Origin of the sequence: Mesorhizobium sp. 131-2-1 (assembly GCF_016756535.1) — a bacterium.
In the GTDB taxonomy this organism is placed as follows: Bacteria; Pseudomonadota; Alphaproteobacteria; order Rhizobiales; family Rhizobiaceae; genus Mesorhizobium.
Window position 1 is genome coordinate 1,635,879 of the sequence record NZ_AP023247.1, and the last position, 21,911, is coordinate 1,657,789.

The 21,911-nt window shown below is 66.2% G+C and carries 22 protein-coding genes; 7 read left to right on the forward strand and 15 right to left on the reverse strand.

Annotated elements, in window-relative coordinates:
• The first annotated feature begins 14 nt into the window (after positions 1–14).
• Genes JG743_RS08025 through JG743_RS08035 form a run of 3 tightly spaced genes read left to right on the forward strand, consistent with a single transcriptional unit; the run spans position 15 to position 2,486 of the window.
• Positions 15–908 (forward strand): ABC transporter permease, encoded by an 894-nt coding sequence (locus JG743_RS08025; protein WP_244673086.1) that lies wholly within the window; start codon positions 15–17, stop codon positions 906–908.
• Positions 908–1,714, forward strand: coding sequence for an ABC transporter permease (locus JG743_RS08030; RefSeq protein WP_202299248.1), 807 nt, complete (start codon positions 908–910; stop codon positions 1,712–1,714). The genes JG743_RS08025 and JG743_RS08030 overlap by 1 nt, the downstream gene beginning before the upstream one ends.
• Positions 1,715–1,724: 10 nt before the next feature.
• The gene (locus JG743_RS08035) at positions 1,725–2,486 is read left to right on the forward strand and encodes an SDR family NAD(P)-dependent oxidoreductase (protein WP_202299249.1); all 762 of its coding nucleotides are present in this window, start codon (positions 1,725–1,727) and stop codon (positions 2,484–2,486) included.
• Between the two features lie 24 nt (positions 2,487–2,510).
• Here JG743_RS08035 and JG743_RS08040 read toward each other — a convergent pair whose 3' ends face one another.
• The 9 genes from JG743_RS08040 to JG743_RS08080 form a co-directional block, all read right to left on the reverse strand.
• A complete protein-coding gene (locus JG743_RS08040) occupies positions 2,511–4,019 on the reverse strand; it encodes an aldehyde dehydrogenase family protein (RefSeq protein WP_202299250.1) in 1,509 nt (502 codons plus the stop codon).
• Positions 4,020–4,174: 155 nt separating this feature from the next.
• The gene (locus tag JG743_RS08045) at positions 4,175–4,519 is read right to left on the reverse strand and encodes a cupin domain-containing protein (protein ID WP_202299251.1); all 345 of its coding nucleotides are present in this window, start codon (positions 4,517–4,519) and stop codon (positions 4,175–4,177) included.
• A 27-nt stretch (positions 4,520–4,546) separates the two neighbouring features.
• Positions 4,547–4,888 carry a cupin domain-containing protein gene (locus JG743_RS08050; protein ID WP_202299252.1) on the reverse strand — a complete coding sequence of 114 codons (342 nt, stop codon included), beginning with the start codon at positions 4,886–4,888 and terminating at the stop codon, positions 4,547–4,549.
• Positions 4,889–4,905: 17 nt separating this feature from the next.
• On the reverse strand, positions 4,906–5,256 hold the full coding sequence (locus JG743_RS08055) for a cupin domain-containing protein (RefSeq protein ID WP_202299253.1): 351 nt from the start codon (positions 5,254–5,256) through the stop codon (positions 4,906–4,908).
• Positions 5,253–6,527: a glycosyltransferase gene (locus JG743_RS08060; protein WP_202299254.1), complete on the reverse strand. Its 1,275-nt coding sequence runs from the start codon at positions 6,525–6,527 to the stop codon at positions 5,253–5,255. Before JG743_RS08060 ends, JG743_RS08055 begins: the two co-directional genes overlap by 4 nt.
• Positions 6,528–6,541: 14 nt before the next feature.
• Positions 6,542–7,615 (reverse strand): ABC transporter ATP-binding protein, encoded by a 1,074-nt coding sequence (locus tag JG743_RS08065; protein ID WP_202299255.1) that lies wholly within the window; start codon positions 7,613–7,615, stop codon positions 6,542–6,544.
• Entirely contained in the window at positions 7,612–8,406 is a 795-nt protein-coding gene (locus tag JG743_RS08070) for an ABC transporter permease (protein WP_202299256.1), read from the reverse strand. Before JG743_RS08070 ends, JG743_RS08065 begins: the two co-directional genes overlap by 4 nt.
• Positions 8,399–9,241 carry an ABC transporter permease gene (locus JG743_RS08075; RefSeq protein WP_202302510.1) on the reverse strand — a complete coding sequence of 281 codons (843 nt, stop codon included), beginning with the start codon at positions 9,239–9,241 and terminating at the stop codon, positions 8,399–8,401. Before JG743_RS08075 ends, JG743_RS08070 begins: the two co-directional genes overlap by 8 nt.
• A gap of 101 nt (positions 9,242–9,342) precedes the next feature.
• Positions 9,343–10,404 (reverse strand): polyamine ABC transporter substrate-binding protein, encoded by a 1,062-nt coding sequence (locus JG743_RS08080; RefSeq protein ID WP_202299257.1) that lies wholly within the window; start codon positions 10,402–10,404, stop codon positions 9,343–9,345.
• A 234-nt stretch (positions 10,405–10,638) separates the two neighbouring features.
• Between JG743_RS08080 and JG743_RS08085 the strand changes: the two genes are divergently transcribed.
• From JG743_RS08085 to JG743_RS08100, 4 genes are read left to right on the forward strand one after another with little or no spacing between them, the layout of a single operon-like run.
• Positions 10,639–11,577 (forward strand): GntR family transcriptional regulator, encoded by a 939-nt coding sequence (locus tag JG743_RS08085; RefSeq protein WP_202299258.1) that lies wholly within the window; start codon positions 10,639–10,641, stop codon positions 11,575–11,577.
• 11 nt (positions 11,578–11,588) lie between these two features.
• Positions 11,589–12,872 carry a glycosyltransferase gene (locus JG743_RS08090; protein ID WP_202302512.1) on the forward strand — a complete coding sequence of 428 codons (1,284 nt, stop codon included), beginning with the start codon at positions 11,589–11,591 and terminating at the stop codon, positions 12,870–12,872.
• Positions 12,873–12,876: 4 nt separating this feature from the next.
• Complete coding sequence (locus JG743_RS08095) at positions 12,877–14,262, forward strand: glutamine synthetase family protein (RefSeq protein ID WP_202299259.1); 1,386 nt, start codon at positions 12,877–12,879, stop codon at positions 14,260–14,262.
• Positions 14,263–14,264: 2 nt separating this feature from the next.
• Positions 14,265–15,566, forward strand: a complete 1,302-nt coding sequence (locus JG743_RS08100; protein WP_202299260.1) for an NAD(P)/FAD-dependent oxidoreductase — start codon at positions 14,265–14,267, stop codon at positions 15,564–15,566.
• 15 nt (positions 15,567–15,581) lie between these two features.
• On the opposite strand, the gene JG743_RS08105 is transcribed toward JG743_RS08100, so the two are convergent.
• The 6 genes from JG743_RS08105 to JG743_RS08130 form a co-directional block, all read right to left on the reverse strand.
• Positions 15,582–16,088, reverse strand: coding sequence for an L-2-amino-thiazoline-4-carboxylic acid hydrolase (locus JG743_RS08105; RefSeq protein ID WP_202299261.1), 507 nt, complete (start codon positions 16,086–16,088; stop codon positions 15,582–15,584).
• Positions 16,085–16,870 (reverse strand): ATP-binding cassette domain-containing protein, encoded by a 786-nt coding sequence (locus JG743_RS08110; protein WP_202299262.1) that lies wholly within the window; start codon positions 16,868–16,870, stop codon positions 16,085–16,087. Before JG743_RS08110 ends, JG743_RS08105 begins: the two co-directional genes overlap by 4 nt.
• Positions 16,867–17,856 carry an ABC transporter ATP-binding protein gene (locus JG743_RS08115; RefSeq protein WP_202299263.1) on the reverse strand — a complete coding sequence of 330 codons (990 nt, stop codon included), beginning with the start codon at positions 17,854–17,856 and terminating at the stop codon, positions 16,867–16,869. Before JG743_RS08115 ends, JG743_RS08110 begins: the two co-directional genes overlap by 4 nt.
• A complete protein-coding gene (locus tag JG743_RS08120) occupies positions 17,853–18,683 on the reverse strand; it encodes an ABC transporter permease (RefSeq protein WP_202299264.1) in 831 nt (276 codons plus the stop codon). Before JG743_RS08120 ends, JG743_RS08115 begins: the two co-directional genes overlap by 4 nt.
• The gene (locus tag JG743_RS08125) at positions 18,680–19,666 is read right to left on the reverse strand and encodes an ABC transporter permease (RefSeq protein WP_202299265.1); all 987 of its coding nucleotides are present in this window, start codon (positions 19,664–19,666) and stop codon (positions 18,680–18,682) included. Before JG743_RS08125 ends, JG743_RS08120 begins: the two co-directional genes overlap by 4 nt.
• Before the next feature lie 275 nt (positions 19,667–19,941).
• Entirely contained in the window at positions 19,942–21,552 is a 1,611-nt protein-coding gene (locus JG743_RS08130; protein ID WP_202299266.1) for an ABC transporter substrate-binding protein, read from the reverse strand.
• Between the last annotated feature and the right edge of the window lie 359 nt (positions 21,553–21,911).

Sequence of the window (21,911 nt, forward strand, 5' to 3'; positions counted from 1 at the left end):
CGACCGGCGGGCAGATGCCCGCCGGCACCGAAGCGGCTTTCTCGATGCGCGGCACTCTCCTTCGCAAGAATCTCATGACCGCGCTGCTGCTTGCGCCGGCGACGCTGTGGCTGGTGGTGTTCCTCGTGCTGCCGTTCATCGCCATCGCCATCTTCAGCGTCGGCGAGCGGGCGCCGGAGGGCGGCTATCAGGCGGCGCTGACGCTGGCCCAATACGCCAACCTGCCGGCGCGGGCGACGGCGTTCTGGAACACGATGGTGCTGGCGCCGGTCGGCGCGTTCGCCTGCCTGCTCGTTGCCTATCCGGTCGCCTACTATCTCGCATTGCGCGCGCCGGAGCGCTGGCGGCTGATCCTGCTCGCGCTCGTCGTCATCCCGTTCTGGACCAGCTTGCTGATGCGCACCTATGCCTGGATGTATGTGCTGGGCGGACGCGGCATTCCGGCCCTGCTCGCCTATGTCGGCATCGAGGACGTCAGGCTGATCAACACGCCAGGCGCGGTGTTGCTCGGCATCGTCTATGGCTACCTGCCGCTGATGATCCTGCCGATCTATGTCAGCCTGGAGCGGCTCGACCGGCGACTGCTGGAGGCGTCCGCCGACCTCGGCGCGACGCCGCTGTCGACCTTTTTCGGCGTCACGCTCAGGCTGTCGCTGCCCGGCGTGATGACCGGCTTTTCGCTGGTGATGATCCTCTTGCTCGGCGAATACCTGATCCCGACGCTGCTCGGCGGCGGCAAGGTGTTCTTCATCGGCAACGCGCTGGTCGACCTGTTCCTGCAGTCACGCAACTGGCCGTTCGGATCGGCGATCGCCATCACGCTGGTGCTGGTCTCGGTGGTGGTGCTGATCGCCGCCAACCGCATCTCGGCCAGGCTGTCGGGCGCGCGCAGGGTGGACCTGATCTGATGCGCGCCTTCGTCGTTGCCGTCTTTGCCTTCCTCTATCTGCCGATCGCGCTGGTGGTGCTGTTCTCCTTCAACGCCGGCCACCATGCCAGCGAATTCACCGGCTTCTCGGTGCAATGGTACGGCAAGGCGCTGTCCAACCCGTTCCTGGTCGAGGCGCTGAAGAACAGCCTGTTCATCGCCACCACGAGCGCGCTGCTGGCGGCGGTCGCCGGCACCGCCGCGGCACTCGGGCTGCAGCGTGTAGGCGCGCGGACGCGGGCGGTCTTCGACGGGCTTTTGGGTGCGGCAATCGTGGTTCCCGGCGTCGTCATCGGCATTTCGACGCTGGTCGCGCTCGTCCAGCTGTTCGGCGTCGTCAATCCGTTCCTCGCCGAACTGTGGCCTGGCGACCAGCCGCCGCGCTTGGCGCTCGGCTACGGTTCGATCATCGCCGCGCACGGGCTGTTCTCGATGGCGCTGGTGGCGATGATCGTCGGCACGCGCCTTAGCAGCCTCGACCGCAACCTGGTCGAGGCGTCGAGCGATCTCTACGCCACGCCGCTGACGACGTTCCGCTCGATCGTGCTGCCGCAGATCATGCCGGCGGTCATCGCCGGCTTCCTGCTCGCCTTCACCTTCTCCTTCGACGATTTCATCATCGCCTTCTTCGTCGCCGGCGCCCAGACGACCCTGCCGATCTACGTCTTCGCCTCGATCCGGCGCGGCGTGACGCCGGAAATCAACGCCGTCGCGACAATCGTGTTGATCGCCTCGGTCCTGCTCGTGGTGCTTGCCCAATGGCAGCTGCGCCGAAGAAAACAGTGAAAGACCGATCATGATCCTGAAAGATCGCATCGCCGTGGTGACGGGCGCCGGGTCCGGCATCGGGCGCGCCGGCGCCATGATCATGGGCAGGGAAGGGGCGATGGTGGTGATCGCCGACCGCGACCGGGCCGCGGGCGAAGCCACAGCCTGCGACATCCGCGAAGCCGGCGGCCGCGCCGAAGCGCTTGCGACAGATGTGGGTGACGATGCCGCGGTCGAGGAGCTGATCACCGGCACGCTCGGCAGGCATGGGCGGATCGACATCCTGCACAGCCATGCCGGCATCCAGGTCGGCGGCACGCTCACGGAAGTCGGCGTCGACGGCATGGATGCCTCGTGGCGCATCAATGTGCGGGCACAGTTCCTAGCCGCCAAGTCTGTGATGCCGGCGATGATCGCGCAGGGCGGCGGCGTCATCCTCAACACCGCCTCGAATTCGGGCGTCTTCTACGACCGCGAGATGATCGCCTATGCGACGTCGAAGCATGCCGTGGTGGCGATGACCAGGCAGATGTCGCTCGATTATGCAAAGCACAATGTCCGCATCAACGCGCTTTGCCCGGGCTGGGTCGACACGCCGTTCAACGAGCCGTTCATCGCCCAAATGGGCGGACGCGAGGCGATCGAGCGCTATGTGCGCACGAAAATTCCGCTGGGACGCTGGGCGAGCGCCGAGGAGATCGCCGAAGCGATCCTGTTCCTGGTCTCCGACCGCTCCTCCTTCATGACCGGGCAGGCGCTGGTGGTCGATGGCGGCGAAAGCATCGGCTGAGCCTGGGCTTCCGCCCCGCTCGCCTCACACGTGTTTGCGGCCGCCAGTGTCGCGGAACCAGCTGTCGGGGTAAGGATACCACCAGCCTTGGATTTCGGGCTTGTGGTCGATGATCACCATCTTCGAGCGGCGGAAGGCGTCGAGCCCCTGGCGGCCGAGCTCACGGCCGAGGCCCGAGGCCTTCCAGCCGCCGAAAGGCAGCGCGTCGTTGTCGATCAGCGGATTGTTGACCCAGACCATACCGGCTTCGAGCCGCTCGGCCGCCTCATGCGCTTCGGCGAGGTCGGTGGTGAACACCGAGGCGCCGAGGCCGAAGGGACTGTCATTGGCGAGCCTGATCGCCTCGTCGAAATCCTTCACCCGGCAGATCGCGGCGACCGGGCCGAAACATTCCTCGCGAACGATCGCCATGTCTGGGGTTACGCCGGTCAGGATCGTCGGCTCGTAGAACCAGCCGGTGTTGTGCGCCGGCGGAATGCGCCCGCCGGTCACCGCCTTCGCACCATGGGCGATGGCGTCGTCGACCAGGCGCATGACCTTGGCCCGCGCGGCCTCGCTGACCAGCGGGCCGATCTCGGTCCGGTCCAGCCCGTTGCCGATCCTGAGCGCGCGGGTCTTTTCAGCAAAGAGTTCAACGAAGCGGTCATGCACGGCGTCGACGACGAAGAAGCGCTCGGCCGAGGTGCAGACCTGGCCGGTGAGGTGGAAGGCGGCGGTGACGGAACCGGCCGCCGCCACCTCCAGTGGCGCATGTTTCGTGATGATCAGCGGATCGCTGCCGCCGGCTTCGATGACACAGGGCTTCATGCGTTCGGCGCAAGCGACCGCGACCGCCTTGCCGGCGGCGACCGAGCCGGTGAAGGCGACGGCATGGGTTCGCTCCGAGGCGATCAGCGCCTGCGCCGTCGCGGCGCCGCCGGGCAGGCAGGCGACGAGGCCCTCGGGCAACGAACGGAACATGGTCATGTAATCGAGCGTCGACAGCGTCGTCGCTTCAGCCGGCTTGATGACGCAAGCGTTGCCGGCGGCGAGCGAGGCGGCCACCGTCCAGCACATCAACAGGATCGGGAAATTGTAGGGCATGATGTGGACGGAGACGCCGTAGGGTTCGTAGCGCGCGTACTGGAACGAGCCCGCCTGCGTCGTGCCGGCGACCTTGCCGGCCTCGTCGCGCGCCATCTCGGCATAGTAGCGGAAGATCGGCGCACAATTGGCGATCTCGCCGATCGCTTCCGGATAGGGCTTGCCCATCTCGCGCACCATCAGTTCGGCGCAGCGGGTGAAGTCGGCCGCCTCGATGGCATTGGCCACGGCATGCAGATGCTTGGCGCGGCTCTTGGCATCGAGTTTCTTCCACGCCGCCTGCGCCCTGGTCGCGGCGGCAAGCACGGCATCGATCTCACTGTTGCTGGCGGCAGCGATGGTGCCGACCGTCTCCAGCGTCGCCGGATCGATCACCGGTTTTTGCGCGCCGGCCATCGGCCGGTAGTCCGGATTGACGAACAAGGTGGGCCGGTCGGGTGAGAATTCCATTTTGTCCTCCTAGCGGAGCCTTTTTGAGAATTCGCCCTGCCGAGGCAGATGGCGCGGCTTTCGAGAACCGGAGCGCAGCGGACATCTGGTCCGTGAGCACCGGAAGCGGAGAAAGTCGCGTCAGGTGTCCGGCAGGGTAGAATTATCAAGAAGGCTCAGCGGATCATGTAGACCTTCTTGATGGTCTCATGGACGGTGCAGACGCCCTTCCAGTCCTGCGGAAAGAACGCCGCCGTGTCGGGTTCGATCTCGATCACCTCGCCGGATTCATGCACATAGGTGCAGCGCCCTTCGAGGAAGTGGCAGAACTCGTCGCGCGTGACGTGGCAGTGCCATTTGCCGGGGGTGCAGACCCATAGGCCGCATTCGGAACGGCCTTCTGGCCCCTTGTACAAGAGCTTGCCGGAGGTGTGGGACTGTCCCTCGATCATGGTTGGGATGACGCCCCAGTCGACGAGGTCGGTGATGGCGAGCGGCGATTTCATGACAGGTGTGGTCATCGGTCTATTCCTGGGTTCGTTGGCTGCTCACCGGCACATGAAGGCCTTGGTCAGCGTTTCGGTGATTTCGGAGGTGCCGGTCCAGCCGGCGGGAAAGAACACCAGCGTTCCGGCCTCGACCGGGATCGCCTCGCCATTCTCGTGGATGTAACTGCCGCGCCCAGACAGGAAATGGCAGAACTCGTCGACGGCGAAGGTGATGTGACGCGTGCCCGGCGTGCAAGACCAGAGGCCGCATTCGCTCGATCCGTCGGCGTGCTGGAACAGGATCTTGCCCGAGGCGCGCGGCGAGCCGGCGATAGGGTTGGCACCGGCACCCCAGTCGTCCAGTTCCACAGTCGAGGCCTTCGGCCAGTGCGGTGTCGGCATGTCGTGAGGCTCCTCGCTCAGGCCAGCATGTAGACGTTGCGCATGGTCTCATGCACGGTGCATTCGCCGGTCCAGCCGGCCGGGAAGAGCACCACCGTCTCGGCGGTCACCTCTGTCACCTCGCCGTCGTCGGATTTGTAGGTGGCGCGACCTGAAACGAAGTGACAGAGCTCGTCGCGCGGGATCTTGAGCCGCCAGCGCCCAGGCGTGCAGACCCAGATACCGGACTCCGGCTGATTGTTCGGTCCCTTGTGCACCAGCCGCCCTGTCGAATGCGAAGCGCCTTCCAGCGCGTCGGGCTGCACGCCCCAGTCGACGAGATCGGTGCGGGTGGAGGCCTGGTGGAGATGCGGTGCGGAGGAGGTCACAGCAATTTCTCCAGCAGCCCGGCCGCCTTCTCGGGGCCGTTCTGCGACTGCATCTGCGCCGATGCCTTGGCGAGCTTCGCCTTGATCGCCGGGTCGGTGAGGCAGGCCTCGATCCTGGCGATCAGTTCGGCATCGCTCCAGTCGTAGCGGGGCATGCCGAAGCCGCAGCCGATCTCGCCGACGCGGGTGGCGTTGTCGTGACCGTCCCATACATAGGGCATGATGATCGCCGGCTTGCCGAAATAGAGGCACTCGGTGAAGGAGTTGTTGCCGCCATGGTGGATCACCGCATCGACCTGCGGGATCACCGAAGGCTGCGGGAACCAGCTCTCGACGATCACATTGCCGGGCACGTCCGTGTACTGGTCCTTGTAGCCGCCGACATTGACCAGCGCCCGGTAGCGCGTCTTGCCGAGTGCAGCGATGATGCGCTTGAGAAGGTCGACGTCGCCCGCCCCCAAGCTGCCGAAGGAGACGTAGAGCAGCGGCCCGTCATTGTTCCTGGCAAAGGTCGGTATTGCGTAGGGCTTCTCCTGCCGCACGCAGCCTTCGAGATACTGGAATTTGGCCGGGTCGAGCGGATGCCGGCGGTTGAACTTCGCCGCCTGCGGATAGAGTAGCAGGTTGAGATAGGGCGAGGCCTCGAAGAACTGGCCGATCGGATAGGGCGCTTCGCCATTGGCGGCGAGGAAGGCGTTGAAGTCGTCGTGGATCGGCTTGATCACCGCGTTGAAATGGTCGCGGTAGCGCTGGTGTCCGGCATGGTCGTTCTCGGCGCAGCCGGAAAGATGCGGCGGGATGTCCTCGTCCTCGATCTCGTTCTCCGAGCAGGAGATGACCCGCACCCAGGGCTTGCCGTACTGCTTGATCGCCGGGAACAGGATGACGTTGTCGACCGAGATGACGTCGGGCCTGATCTTCGCAAGCACGCCGGGGAGATCCTTCTGCGCCCATTTGGCGCTGTCGACGATCGCCGTCCAGCAATCCTTCACGTAATTGTCGACCTGGTCGTAGGGCGATTTGCGGAAGTTCGGGATGTGGCCGTTGATGAAGTCTTCCCAGAATTTTGCCATCTGCTCCGCCGGCATAGGCTCGGAGAGGTTTACCGGATGCGCCTCGAAGCCGTAGCCCTTGTAGACGTCGACGAAGCCGGGGTCGGACAGGAACACCGCCCTGTGGCCGCGCGCCTCGACCGCCTGGGCGATGCCGACGGAATTGAGCGCCGGGCCAAAGGCCGCTTCCGGGAAAAACGCGATCGTCTTCTGCGCCATGGTTTGTCTCTCCATCAATCTGCGAAAATTCTGACGTCGGCGGCGTCCCAGCCGAGCTCGATCCGGTCGCCCGCCGCGACCGGCCGGCGGTCGGCGGCGTCGGCGGTGACGCGCACCAGGAACGGTTTTTCCGACAGCGCGGTGCGGACATGCACCTGCAGGTCGAGGCCCTGATAGGCCAGCGCCTCGACCGTGCCGGCGACGCGGTTGGCGGTGTCGGGCGCGGGGAACAGCCGGATGCGCTCGGGCCGCACCGCGGCGACCGCGGCGGCACCCGACGAAAGCGTCGCCGGCACCTTGCCGGTGATCCTGGTGCCATTCGCCGCCTGGACCCCGTTGGCATCGGCGCGGCCGGGGACGAAATTCATCACGCCGATGAAGTCGGCGACGAAGCGGTCGGAAGGATGCTCATAGATCGCGTGCGGCGTGTCGCATTGCAACAGCCTGCCGTCCTTCAGCACCGCCATGCGGTCGGCCATGACCAGCGATTCCTCCTGGTCATGCGTGACGATGACGAAGGTGATGCCGACTTCGTGCTGCAGGCGCTTCAGCTCGAGCTGCATGGCGCCGCGCAGCTTCTTGTCGAGCGCGCCGAGCGGCTCGTCGAGCAGAAGCAGTCGAGGCCGCTTGACCAGGGCGCGGGCAAGCGCGACGCGCTGCTTCTGGCCGCCCGACAATTGCTCCGGCTTGCGGTCGGCGAAGGGCACCAACTCGGTGGTCGCCAGGATGGCGTCGACGCGGCTGCGGATCTCGGTCGCCGGCAAACGCTCCATTTCGAGGCCGTAGGAGACATTGGCCCTGACACTCATATGCGGAAACAGCGCATAGGACTGGAACATCAGGTTGACCGGCCGCTTGTTGGGCGGCGTGCGGGCGATGTCGCGCCCGTCGAGCAGGATCTGGCCGTCGCTGGGAGTCTCGAAGCCGGCCAGCATGCGCAGCAGCGTGGTCTTGCCGCAGCCGGAGGGGCCGAGCAGGGCGAAGAACTCGTTCTCGCGGATGTCGAGCGAAATGCCGTCGACGGCCCTCACGCGGCCGAAATTCTTCGACACGCGATCGATCTGGAGCAGCGTGCGCGGTTCGCTCATTGGCCGATGACCCCACGATTGAGCCGCTGCGAAAGGGTGAGCGCGGTGATGCTGACCGCCATGACAATGGTCGCCAGTGCGTTGATCTCCGGCGTGATGCCGAAGCGGATCATCGAATAGATCTGCATCGGCAGGGTGGTCGAGGCGCGCCCGGCGCCGGCGGTGAAGAAGGCGATGATGAACTCGTCGACCGACAGTGTGAAGGCGAGCAGCGCCCCAGCGACCACCGCCGGCAGGATGACCGGCAATGTCACCCGCCGGAAGGTGGTGAGCGCGGAGGCGCCAAGATCGGCGGATGCCTCGACGATCGACCAGTCGAAGCTCTTCAGCCGCGCGCGCACCACCGAGCAGACAAAGGCAAGGTTGAAGACAACATGGGCGAGGATGATGGTGTGCAGGCCCATTGTGACATTGAGCATCGAGAAGAACGACAGCAGCGCGATGGCGAGCACGATGTCTGGAATGATCATCGGCGCGAAGATCAGCGCTTCCAGCCCCTTGCCGTACTGTCGGCGCATCTCGATGCCGATCGCCAGCAACGTACCGAGCAGCGTGGCGATGGCGGTCGAGACCAGCGCCACGATCAGCGTGTTGAGGGCGGCCTGCAGGATCGCCGCATTGCCGGCGAGCGAGGCGTACCATTTCAGCGAAAAGCCCGACCATGCCGTCGGCAGTCCGCCGGCGTTGAAGGACAGAGCCACCAGCACGGCGATCGGGATGTAGAGGAAGGCGAAGACCAGGACGAGCACGAGCCAGAGCCCGCGCCGGGTACCGGGGGAGCGCTCAGCCATCGGCGCCTCCGCTGGCTTCCCTGGCACGACCAGCGGCGCGGTCGGCAAGCAGCGCCTGCGCCATCAGGACCACGAGCATGATGGCGATCAGCGCCATGGCGAGCGCGGCTCCGAACGGCCAGTCATTGGCGGTCAGGAACTGGTCGTAGACGAGGTTGCCGATCATCTGGAAGCGGCCGCCGCCGAGCAGAGCGGGGGTGACGAAATTGCCGATCGACAGCACGAAGACGAAGACCGCGCCGGCGGCGATGCCAGGCACCGTCAAGGGCAGGATGATGCGGCGAAAAGTGGTGAGAGCCGACGCGCCGAGATCGCGCGAGGCTTCGGCCAGTTCGGGGTTGAGGCGCGATAGCGGCGCGTAGCAGGCGAGGATGACGAAGGGCAGGTAGTTGTAGACCAGGCCGGCGATGACGGCGCCCTCAGTGTAGAGCATCGACGGCGGCTCGCCCGCATAGCCCATCCAGCGCAGTAACTGGGTGACGAGGCCCTCGCGGTTGAGCAGCACGATCCAGGCATAGGTGCGGATCAGGTAGTTCGACCAGAACGGCAGCACGGCGAAGAACAGGAACACCGGCTGCAGCCGGCGAGGCGCCGCGGCAATCGCATAAGCGGCGGCGTAGCCGATGATGACGGCGATCAGGGTCGCGGTGCCGGCGATGCGCGCCGAATTGAGGAAGATGCCGGCATAGAGCGGGTCGAGGACCTGGCCGAAATTCTCCAGCGTGAAGGTGTATTCGATGCCGCCATAGATGCCGCGCCGGAAAAAGGCGAGCGCCAGCACCAGCGCGCATGGCACGACCATCAGGGCCGTCAGCCAGGCCAAAGCCGGCGCCATCAGCAGGTTGGAACGAAGTCTGGTCTGGGACAATTTTCGATACCGCTCAGCGGCCGATGGCGGCACGCCGCCACCGGCTGTTGTCTCTGGCCTGTCAGCGCCTACTGCGCGGCCTTGATCTCGCTGACGATCTTGGAATAGTCGCGCTGGGCGTCGCCGACGTCGCGCAGCTGCTCGAACTTGACGAGGTCGGCCACCGGCATCGCCATGTTCGGGAACTTGGCCAGGAAGTCGGCCGGCAGGCTCTCCATCGCCGGCTTGTTCGGCACCTTGTAGTCGATGTTCTGGGCCGCCCAGGCGTGGTTCTTGGCGTCGAGCATGAAGTTGATGAACTTGAAGGCGGCATCCTTGTGCTCGGAAGCCTTCATCACCACCATCGTGTCGACCCAGAGATCCGAGCCTTCCTTCGGAATGACGTATTTGATCTCGGGCTTTTCGGCGATGCCGTAGTTGCACCAGCCGTCCCAGGCCTGCACCAGCAACGCCTCGCCGGAAACCAGCTTCGAATAGAAGGTGGTGTCGTCATAGGCGAGCAGGGTCTTCTTGGCCGAGATCAGCAGATCCTTGACCTCGGCCATCTTGGCCGGGTCGGTCTCGTTGACGGAGAAGCCCTTGTCGAGCTGGCCGGCGGCGAGCAGCCAGCGGTCGGTAGCCAGCATGGTGGTCTTGCCCTTGAGGTCGTCGGCAGGCGCAAGCAGGTCGCTCCAGCTGGTCGGCGCCGTCTTGACCAGGTCCGAGCGGTAGCAGAGGCCGGTCGTGCCCCAGGTGTAGGGGACGGAGAAGGCATTGCCGACATCGTGCGGCAGCTTTGTCGCCTCCGGGTAGAGATTGGCGAGGTTGGGGACCTTGGCGTGGTCGATCGGCTCGGTCAGGCCAAGCTTGTTCAGCACCTCGGCAAAGGGCGAGGAGACGAAGACCACGTCATAGCCCTTGCCGCCGGAGGCGACGAGCTTGCCCATGATCTCCTCATTGGTGGCGTGGACCACGACCTCGCCGGAAACACCCGTCGCGGTCTTGAAGGCGGCCATGGCGTCCGGCGCCATGTAGCCGTCCCAGTTGGAGATGACGAGGTCGGCGGCGGCGGCCGGCGCCGAAAGCACCAGTGCGAGGCCAAGCGCGATTGAAGACGTTCTGAGCGAACGGTGCCGCAGGGCGGTGTTCATGACAGACTCCCATTCCGGTTGATCGTCGAATTCGTTGCCGGATCGGCATTCGCGGTTCCCGCCGCGGGCTCGATCCTGTTCCCCGGTCTTTTGTCGCCGATTGCAATGACAGTACTATTGCAGAAAAAAGTACGTCAATCCATAATTTGACAGGCGGCTCCGGAATCTGGCCGATTGCGTCGGTAGGGACGGTCGGCCAAACCGGGGCATCACGCCCGTTCACGAGAACAAGTCATGCAAGCGGCAGCCAGGCGACCTCGCACCAACCATCTCGATCTCGCGCAGCGGATCCTGGACGTCGCCAGGCAGCGCGGCTTCGAGCCCGGTGCCCATCTTCCCGAACAGCAGATCGCCTCGCTCTGCAGCGTTTCGCGGACTCCGGTGCGGGCGGCATTGCGCCTGCTCACGGAACAGGGCGTGGTGCGCTGGGAAGCCGCCACCGGCTATCGCCTCGCCGTCGACCTCACGACGCAGGCGACCGTCGCCACCGAATTGCCGAATACGGAGGAAGACGAGCTGGCCGAGGCGATCCTGCGCGATCGCTCGGCGCGGCGGTTGGACCAGACGGTGACCGTAAGCGGGCTGATGCGCCGGTACGATGCGGGTCGCAAGACGGTACTAAAAGCGCTTCAGAGACTGACGGAAGAAAATCTCGTCGACCGCGCGCCGGGCCAGTCCTGGCTGTTTCGCCGCACCCCCGACGATCCCGAGGCGCAAGGCGAGAGTTACGAGTTCCGTCTTTTGCTGGAGCCCGCCGCCATCCTGACGCCGGGGTTCCAACTCGACGGCGCGCGGGCGGCGGCACTTCGCCAGAGCATGGAGGCGCTGACGGGGCAGGCCGACGCGGCTTTCGACATCAAGGAGTTCCAGCGGCTGGACATCGAGTTCCACGGCATGATCGCCGACGGCTCGGCCAACCGCTTCGTCACCGACGCGCTGTCGGATCATCTGAGGCTGCGCCGGCTGCCCGGGGTCTATGCCGGCGTCAACGTGTTCCGACTGAAGCAGTCGCTGCGCGAGCACCTCACCATACTCGACCATCTGGAAAACCGGCAGTATGAGGTTGCCGCCGACCTGCTGCGCGTGCATCTGAGGCTGTCGCGCAGCCAGCGGCCGCGGGCGGCCAGCCGCGGCGCTCCGGCGCTGTTCGGCATGATCAGCCGGCCGGATTGACCGAGGACATCGTGACGCGCAAAGCCAGCCCGACCATAGCGCTGTTCCCCGAAGCGAGCTTCGGCGCGGCGCTCAATTGCGTCGGCATCGCGCAGGCACTGCGCGCGCGCGGTGCCCGGCCGGTCTTCATCTGCCATGCCGGCTTTTCCGGCGTCTTCGCCGACTACGGCTTCCAGGAATACCAGTTGCCGACCGACGACCCGCTCAGCGACAGCGAGCGGCAGAGCTACTGGCAGGCCTTCGTGCGCCGCCATCTGCCGCATTTCCGGCTGAGCCCCGTCGACCAGCTCGAAACCTACGTCGCCCCGACATGGCAGGCGATCGTCGACACGGCGGTCCAGGCCGAGGCGCCGCTCAGGCAATTGCTGGCGCGGCTGAAGCCCGACGCGGTCGTGCTAGACAACGTCATCATGTTTCCGGCGCTCGCCGCAGCCGGCTGCCCGTGGGTGCGCGTCATCTCCTGCGCCGAGACGGAGCTGCCCGATGCCGAGGTGCCGCCCTATCTGTCCGGCCTTGCCGCCGACGACCCCGAGCGTGCCGCCTTCGAGGCGCGCTATCTCGCAGCGGTCGCTCCGGCGCATGAGCGGTTCAACCGGATGCGCGCGGATGCGGGCCTCGCGCCGCTGCCGAAGGGGCTGTTCCTGGAGGCGTCGCCCGACCTCAACCTGCTGTTGACGCCGGCCATCGTGCGTCGCGAGCGTGCCGAGCCGCTCGACGCCGCGCGCTTCACCTATCTCGAGGGCTGTGTCCGCTCCGAAGGGCCATTCGAGGTTCCGGTCTTTCCGCGCAACAAAGGGCCGCTGGTCTATGTCAGCTTCGGCAGCCTGGGCGCCATGGATGTCGGGCTGATCCAGCGCATGCTGGCGGTGTTCGACAGGCTGCCCGCCCGGTTCATCGTCAATGTCGGCGGCCTGCGCGATGCCTACCGCGCGGTGCCCGACAATGTCTATCTCGATGCCTGGTTCCCGCAGCCCTCAGTGGTGGCGAAATCGGACCTCTTCATCCATCACGGTGGCAACAACAGCTTTTGCGAGGCGCTGCGCTTCGGGGTGCCGTCGCTGATCATGCCCTATTGCTGGGACGGGCACGACAATGCGCGACGCGCCGAGGAGACCGGTGTCGGCAGCCATATCGGCCGCGACGGCTGGACCGAGGGAGTATTGGAGAGAGCGATTCTCGGCCTGCTGGCCGACGATGCGATGCGCGCCCGCCTGAAGGACAATGCAGCGCAAATGGCGCTGAAGCCTGGAACGGATGTGGCCGCCGAAGCGATCCTCTCTTTGATACGGACATGAAAGAATGCCTGAAAACCATATGATGACCCTGCCGCCGATGAGCGGCGCCAATGATCCGAAAAGCTGGCTGGCCGCGCACGCGATCAGCGAAGTCGAATGCCTCGTGCCCGACATGAACGGCGTGCTGCGCGGCAAGGCCCTGCCGGCGGCGAAATTCCTCAAGGCGCTGGAGGATCGCGCGCTCTATCTGCCGAGCAGCGCCTTCCTGGTCAGCATAGACGGCCGCTATTCCGGCTCGATCGACGAAGGGTTCGCCTATCAGGATCCGGACATGCGCATGATGCCTGATGTCGGCACACTTTGCCTGGCGCCCGGCGGCGGCCCGGGCAAGGCCTATGTGTTTGCCGATGCCTTCCACATGGACGATCGTCCCTGGATGGCCTCGCCGCGTCATGTCTTGCGGGCGGTGCTCGATCTCTATCGCCAGCGCGGCTGGCGGGCGGTGGTGGCGCCGGAGCTCGAATTCTATCTCACCGCGCCAAACCCCGACCCCGATCGTCCGCTGACCGCGCCGGCCGGGCGCAACGGCCGCGCCGAAAGCGTGCAGCATCCCTATGACATGGCGGCGCTGGAGGAGTTCGAGCCGGTCATCCAGCGCATCTACGCGCATGCGGCGGCCGCCGGGTTGCCCCTCGATACGCTGATCCATGAATCGGGTACGGCGCAGCTCGAGATCAACTTCCTGCATGGCGACGCGCTGACGCTGGCCGACAAGGTGCTGCTGTTCAAGCGCCTGACCAGGCAGGCGGCGCAGCAAAGCGGCATGCACGCCACTTTCATGGCGAAGCCCATCGCGGCGCAGGCCGGCAGCTCGATGCATCTCCACATGTCGGTTGTCGACGAGGCCGGCAACACGCTTTTCGCCGGAAGCGACGATGCCGACACTGCAATGTTTGGGCATTTTATCGGCGGTCTGCAGAAATACGTCCCTGAAATCATGCCGCTGTTTGCGCCGAACGTGAATTCGTATCGTCGCATCCGCCCCAACCACAGCGCGCCGGCCAATATCGAATGGTCGCACGACAACCGCTCATGCGGCCTGCGCGTGCCGGCCGGTGGCCGCGCCGCGCGGCGGGTGGAGAACCGGCTGCCGGGAGCCGATGCCAATCCCTATCTGGCGATCGCCGGCTCGCTTCTCGCAGGCTATCTCGGCGTGGAGGAGAAGATCGCGCGCTCGGCGGAAGCATCGGGCAATGCCTACAAGATCAAGAGCACACTGCCGAAGACCATGGAGGAGGCGCTCGACCGGTTCACCACCTGCGCGCCGGTGCGGGCGCTGCTCGGCGAGGATTTCTTCCAGACCTATCTGCGCGTCAAGAGCGTCGAGCTCGACCTGTTCCAGAGCGTCGTGACGTCCTGGGAACGCGACCACCTTTTGCTCAAGGTGTGACGATGGTTTCCAGTTCGACGGGTTTCAATTCCGGTCTCGATATCGGCAAATCCTATTATGTCGCCACCGCCAATCCGGCGCCGGATCATCCGGCGCTCATCGGCGATGTCGAGGCCGACCTGGTGGTGGTCGGCGGCGGCTGCACCGGCCTGTCGGCGGCGCTCCACGCTGCCGAGCGCGGGCTGAGGGTGGTGCTGCTCGAAGGCGGCAGGATCGGCTGGGGCGCATCGGGCCGCAATGGCGGCCAGATGATCCCCGGCCTGCGCAAGGGCGCCAAGGGTCTGGTCAAGGCCTACGGGCCGGAACGGGCGAAGGCGCTGTTCGACCTCGCCTTCGAGGCGCGCGGCCTGGTGCTCGACATCATCGGGCGTCACGCCATCGACTGCGACCTCAGGCTCACCGGCCATCTGGTCGGCGCGGTGAACAGCTCCGACCTCAAGGACCTGGAAGACGAGGCCGAGTGCCTGGCCAGGGTGATGAATTTTCGTGACGTCGAGATCCTGTCGGCCGCGGAAGCACGCGGCAAGGTCGACACACCCTATCACGGCGCCATGTACGAGCCGCTCGGCGGCCACATGCATCCGCTGAACTACACGCTCGGCCTTGCCCGTGCGGCGGTCGCGGCAGGCGTCGTCATCCACGAGAACTCGGTCGCTTTGCGGCTGGAGCGGGAGCCTTCAATCAGGGTCTCGACGGCAAAGGGATCGGTGCGGGCGAAACATGTCGTGCTGGCCGGCGACGCGCTGCTGCAGGGACTGGAGCCACGCGTCAACAGCCGCATCATGCCGGTCGGCAACTACATCGTCGCCACCGAGCCGCTGGAGGGCAAGCGCAGTGTCATCCCGGCCAATGTCGCGGTGTCCGACACGCGCTTCGTCGTCAACTACTACCGGATGTCGGCGGACGGGCGGCTGCTTTTCGGCGGCGGCGAGCGCTACACACCGTCGCCGCCGGCCGACATCGCCGGCTTCGTGCGGCCGCATATGGAACAGACCTTCCCGCAATTGAAGGGCTGCCGCATCGATCACGCCTGGGGCGGCCTGGTGTCGGTGACGACGTCGCGCTTGCCGCATGTCGGGCACTATGGCGAGGTCTATTTCGCGCATGGCTATTCCGGCAAGGGCGTCATCCTGTCGACGCTGTCCGGCAAGCTGCTGGCCGAGGCGATCACCGGCGATTCCGCGCGGCTCGACCTGTTCGCGACGCTCAGCCCGCTGCCGTTCCCCGGCGGCACGGCGCTGCGCGGTCCGCTCTATGTGCTGGGCATGCTGTGGTACGCGATGCGCGACCGCATCAAGCACTGAACCGCCGGGGTTGCCTTAGCCGGCATCCCTGTTGGTCAGCGCGATGTGGCAGCAGCCGGAACCGTGGCCCGGCGTCCAGGTGACGTTGTCGAAGCGCACGCCGGTCGCCTCGAACAGGCCACGGTCGAAGGCGCCGGCGATGCGGCAGAGCGTGGCGAGCTTTTCCTCGCCGACGCCTGCCTCGACCCAGGCGTCCTTCAGCGGACAGCGCTTCACTCTGAAGGCGATGTGGGTCGCGTTGCGCTCGACATCGGTCGGGTACATGTGGCCGCCATCCGGGCTTACGGCCAGAAACGCCTCGCCGATCGCCCGCGCATCGTTGGGTCCGAAATCGGCGAAGGCCACCGCCGCCACTTCCCTGCCGCGCTGCTCGATGGTGCGGATCATCACCGCCTCGGCCCTCTCGGCGCCGAGCTCCGCGGTCAGTTCGTCGAGGAACAGACGGTAGAGATCGGCCCGGTTGCGGAAAGCGGAGTCGAGCTCGCGCGACAATTTTTCGGCTCTGGCCTCGGGGTCGGTCATAGTGCTGGGTTCCTATCCAGTCTTGGCGTCGCTGCCACCAGCGCCTTGCCGATCGCCGATTGCGGTGCCGCAATGACGGCGCGGGCGTCGCCGGTCTCGGCGATCCGCCCGGCGTCGAGAATGGCGAGGCGATGGGCGATGGCGCGGACGACGCCGAGATCATGCGAAATGAACAGATAGGCGATCCGTTCCGTGGCTTGCAGGTCGAGCAGCAGGTCCAGGATCTGGCCGCGCACCGAGACGTCGAGCGCCGAGACGGCTTCGTCCAGCACGATCAGCGAGGGATTGGTCGCAATAGCGCGCGCGATGGCGACGCGCTGGCGCTGGCCGCCGGAGATTTCATGGATGGCGCGCGGCGCAAGATCGGAAGCCAGGCCGACGCGTTCCAGCAGGGCGGCAATGCGGCGCGGGCGCTCAGTGCGCGAGGCGAGGTCATGGATGCGCAACGGATCGTCGAGCACGCGCGCCACGGTGGCGCGCGGGTTGAAGGCAGCGAGCGGATCCTGGAACACCATTTGCAGCCGCGCGCGCTTTGCGCGCAGGGCCGCTCCGCCCAGCGAGCGGAAATCGCCGCCTTCGAACTGGATGGTGCCGGCGTCCGGCTCGATCAGCCTTAGCACCAGCCGCGCAATGGTCGATTTGCCGCTGCCGGACGGGCCGGCGAGCGCCAGCGTCTCGCCGGGCTCGATCGCGAAGGAAACGTCGTTGACGGCGGAGACCGCCTTGCCACCGCGGCGATAGCGCTTGGTCAGGCCGGAAACGGCCAGCAATGGCGTGCTCATGCCGGCGCTCCGGTGCGCCGCAGAGGCCCGGTGTCGAGGCCGAGATGGGCGTCGAGCAGTGCGCGCGTGTAGGCGTGGCGCGGGGCGTTGACGATCTCCGCCGTCGTGCCGAGCTCGAGCAACTTGCCATGGCGGAATACGGCAATGCGTTCAGCAAGCTCGGCGGCGAGCGCAATGTCGTGGCTGATGAACAGAAGCGTCATGCCGTCCTCGGCCACCAGCCGCCGGATGAGCGACACGATCTCGGCCTGCACGATGGTGTCGAGTGCGCTGGTCGCCTCGTCGGCGATCAGCAGTCTTGGCCCGGCGGCAATTGCCGCGGCGATCGCCACGCGCTGCTTCTGGCCGCCGGAAAGCTGGTGCGGGTAGGCGCGCATGGCGGCGCCAGGGTCAGGCAAGCGGACGCGTTCGAGCAGGGTTCTGGCTTTGGCGTAGGCTCGAGGCCAGCCGAGGTTGAGATGCGTGTGGGCGACTTCGGCGATCTGCTTGCCGATCGGCATGACCGGGTCGAGGCTGGCGGAGGGATCCTGGAAGACGAAGCCGGTGTCGCGGCCGAGGAGGGGAACGAACTTAGGCTGGAGTTCCTTCACACCCCCCTCTGTCCTGCCGGACATCTCCCCCGCAAGGGGGGAGATTGAGCTGTCATCGCTGCTTTCGCCAATCTCCAACGTTGCAGGAGGAGAGCCAACGGCGAAGGTGCTGATCTCCCCCCTTGCGGGGGAGATGTCCGGCAGGACAGAGGGGGGTGCCTTGGCACCCGCGCTTGATGGCAAGAACCAATCGATCTGCCCCTCAATCCTGGCAGACCCCGGCAGCAACCCAGCGATCGCCAGCGCCAGCGTGCTCTTGCCAGAACCGCTTTCGCCGATGATGGCCAGGCGCTCACCGGCCTCGATCTCCAGGCCGACGCCCTGCAGCGCCGGCACCTCAACGCCATTGCCGCGGTAGGCGACCGAAAGGTCGCGGATTGAAAGCAGCGCCGTCACGACAGGCTTCTCCGCACCGCAGTCGTTTCGACGACGCCTTCGCCGGCGAGGTAGACACCGAGCACGGTCAGCACCAGGGCGATGCCGGGAATGATCGACAGGGAAGGCGCGGTGCGCAGCACGGCGCGGCCTTCCGCGATCATGCCGCCCCAGGTGACGCGGTTGGGGTCGCCTAGCCCGAGAAAGGAAAGTGCTGCCTCGGTGAGGATCGCCGCCGCGACGATCACCGACGACAGCGCCAGCACCGGCGGCAGCGTGTTGGGCAGCACTTCGCGAAAGGCGATCTCGAGCGGATGCATGCCGATGACGCGGGCGCCGGCGACATAGTCGCGCTCGCGGATCGACAGCACCTCGGCGCGCGCGACGCGCGCCGGTCCGGTCCAGGCACCGAGCGCGATGGCCGCGACGACGACGCCGAGCGACGGGCCGACAATGCTGACGAAGGCGAGTGCCAGCAGGAAGCCGGGCACCGTCTGGAAGGCGTCGGTGACGCGCATCAGCACCTCATCGGCGAGGCCGCCGGCAAAGCCGGCCAGCGTTCCGATCACCACGCCGATGATAAGGGCGGCAGCGGACGCCGCCAGACCGACGGCCAGCGAGGTGCGGGCTCCATGAAAGAGCTCGGCAAGCACGTCACGGCCGAGCCGGTCGGTGCCGAACGGCAGCGACCAGTCCTGGAAGGGCGGCAGCAGAGCCGGACCTGCGATTGCCTGCGGGTCGCCGGGAAAGATCAGCGAAGCGGATAGCGCCATGGCGAACAGCACCGCCAGGATGATTGCGCCGGCGACTGCCTCCGGCGTGCGCAGCAAACGGCGAAGCCCGTTCACGCTCCGGCCTCGCTGGCGCCGACGCGCGGATCGAGCACGGCATAGGCGAGGTCGACCAGCAGGTTGATCAGGATGACGAGCACGGCGCTGGTGAGAATGATGCCGAGAAGCAGCGGCGTGTCGCGTCCCGCGACAGCTTCCTGCGCCAGCCGGCCGAGGCCGGGCACGGCAAAGACGCTTTCGATGACGACGCTGCCGCCCAGCATCTGCGCCGACTGCAGCCCGAGCATGGTGACCAAGGGCAAGAGCGCGTTGCGGGCGACATGGGCGAGCACGATACGGCGGCGCGACAGGCCCCTGGCGCGGGCTGCGAGGACGAAGTCCTGCCGCCAGGCCTCGGCCATGCCGGCGCGCATCATGCGCAGATAGAGCGCGAGATAGATGAAGCCGAGTGCCGACACCGGCAGCACGAGGTGGGTGGCGATGTCGGCGGCGCGGTCGAGGCCGGTCTTGCCTGAGGCGATGGTCTCGATGCCGCCGATCGGCAGCCAGCGCAGGTCGACGGCGAAGACAACGATCAGCACCAGGCCGAGCCAGAAGCCGGGCACGGCATAGAGCGCCAGCGAGCCGATCGACAGGAAGCGGTCGCGAAGGCTGCCTGGTCGCGCGCCTGCATAGATGCCGAGCGCCGAGCCGAGGCCGAAGGACAGCGCGGTGGCGCTGCCCATCAGGATGAGCGTGGTGGGCAAGCGTTCGAGGACGACGTCGCGGATCGGGCGCGAGAAGGTGACGGACTGGCCGAGGTCGAGATGGCAGAGCGCCCAGAGATAGTTGGCGAGCCGCGTCAGTTCCGACTGGTCGAGACCCCAGCGATGGCGCAGCACCTCGATCAGGCCGGCATCGCCGCCGGTCGAGACGATGTAGGCATCGACCGCGTCGCCGGGGGCCGCCTCGAGCAGAAGGAAGGTGCCGATGACGACGATCAGGAGCACGAAGACGCTGCCGACGAGACGGCGGCGGATGAGGGCGAGGGCGCGGTTCATGGGGAAGGGGCGATTGCGCTAGAGCCAAACTCGCAAGGTTGAGCTCTACGGCGCCCCCCTCTGTCCTGCCGGACATCTCCCCCACTTCGGGGGAGATCGGTTGTCATCGCTGCCTTCGCCAATCTCCAACGTCGCAGGATTGAGTTAGGCGCGGGACCTGCTGATCTCCCCCCTCGTGGGGGAGATGTCCGGCAGGACAGAGGGGGGCGCGAAGGAACGCTCATCGTCAAACCTGAGCACCCGGACACGCGAACCGCAAGCCTGTAGAGCTGCGATCAGCCGGCCAAATAGGTGTCCGCCCAGTTCGAGACTGCCCAGCGCGGGTTGTTGGCGATATTCCCCACCGTTTCGCGGGCGACGCTGATAAAACTCCATTCGGCGACGTTGATCAGCGGCAGGTCGGCCGCCACCTTCTTCTGGAATTCCTTGTAGAGGTCGGTGCGCGCCGATGTGTCGAGCGTCTCGGAGGCCTTGGCGATGAGCGCGTCGAGATCCGCGTTCTTGTAGCCGCCCTGGTTGGAGAAGGGCACGCCGTCGGGAATGCCGCTCTGCACCAGGATGGTGGTCGAGATCGCCGGGTCGCCGCGGAACACCGGCGGGCCGACGGCGAGGTCGAAGGCATGGTCGGTGTAGACCGCCTTGATGTGGGCTGGAGAATCGTTGTTGACCAGTTCGGCGTCGATGCCGATTGCGGCCAGCGCCTGGCGCAGATAATCGCCGAACTGCTTGGTCTCGTTGAAGTAGGGCGCCGGCAAAAGTTTCAGCGAGAAGCGCTTGCCGTCGGGGCCCTTCTTGTAGCCGGCCTCGTCGAGAAGCGCATTGGCCTTGGCGACGTCGAAGGCATAGGTCGGCACGTCGGCGGTGTAGAATTGCGGATCGTTCTTCGGCACCGGGCCGGTCGCGGTCGCGGCGTAGCCGAGGAAGATCGTCTTGACGACGAAGTCCTTGTCGATGGCATGGGCGATCGCCTGCCGGACCTTGATGTCGGCTAGCTCCTTGCGGCGATGGTTGATCTCGACGACGAGCTGGTAGGTCAGCCCCTCATAGCCCTTGGTGATCACCTTCAGGCCCGCCACCTTGGAGATGCGGTCGAGATCGGCGAGCGGCACGGCGGAGAAGGCGGCGAGCTGGATCTCCTCCGCTTCGAGCGCGGCCGCGGCCGAGCCACGGTCCGGCAGCACCTGGTAGACGATCTCGTCGAGATAGGGCTCGTCCTTCCCCCAATAGTCGGCGTTCTTAGCCAGCCGGTAATACTGGCCGGCCTTGTATTCGGCGAATTTGAACGGGCCGGTGCCGACCGGCGCGTTGTTGGCCGGGTTCTCCTCGATCTTGCCGTTCTCGTAGACGTGCTTCGGCACCACGCTGCTCAGTGCGGGCAAGGCGTTGCGGATCAGCTGGAACGGCGTCGGCTTGGCGAATTTGAAGACGGCGGTCAGTTCGTCCGGCGTTTCGACGGCTGCCAGGTCCTTGAACACGGTGCGGCCGAGATTCTGCAGCGGCTTCCACACCTGCAGCGCCGAGAAGGCGACGTCGGCGGAGGTGAAGGGCTTGCCGTCATGCCACTTGACGCCATCGCGCAATTTGAACGTCACCGACAGGCCGTCGGCGGCGCCTTCCCAGGAGAGTGCGAGGCGCGGCTGGAGTCCGTCCTTGCCGTCGAAGGAGGCCTCGGCCAGCGTCTCCACGACCTTGCTGGAGATAAAGAAGACGCCGTTGGAAGCGACGATCGCCGGGTTGAGGTTGCGCGGCTCGGAATCGGCGGCGACGACCAGCCGGCCGCCCTTCTTTGGCGTCTGCGCGCGACCGATCGCCGGCATGGCGGTGGAGGCGAGCAGCGCCGCCGAACCGGCAAGCACGCTGCGCCTGGAGATGGTGAAAGCTGACATGATCGACCTCCGTCCTCCGCGCCACCGGTCGGGCGCCATTCCCCTCGGCGCTAGCGGGTCCGCGAGCGTCGTTGCGGCGGCGATTATGGCCCTTGCCAAGGGTTTCGCCAGAGACGGATTTGGCGCATTCTGGCGTGGCTTTGAAATTTCCGTCCGCTGGACCAGTTGCTGAGCAAGCGGCCCGATCGGCAAGTCTGGTAGGACCAGATATCGCGATCGACGGCCGATGCGCGGCAATGTGAAGTCTGACGGGGCCGAAAGGCCCATTTCTGGCTGGACCAGAGTGGGCAAGATGGTGCAGATTTGGATGACAGCCAGACGATCAGCAACCAGCGCAGCCGGCGAGCCGGCCCGATCGG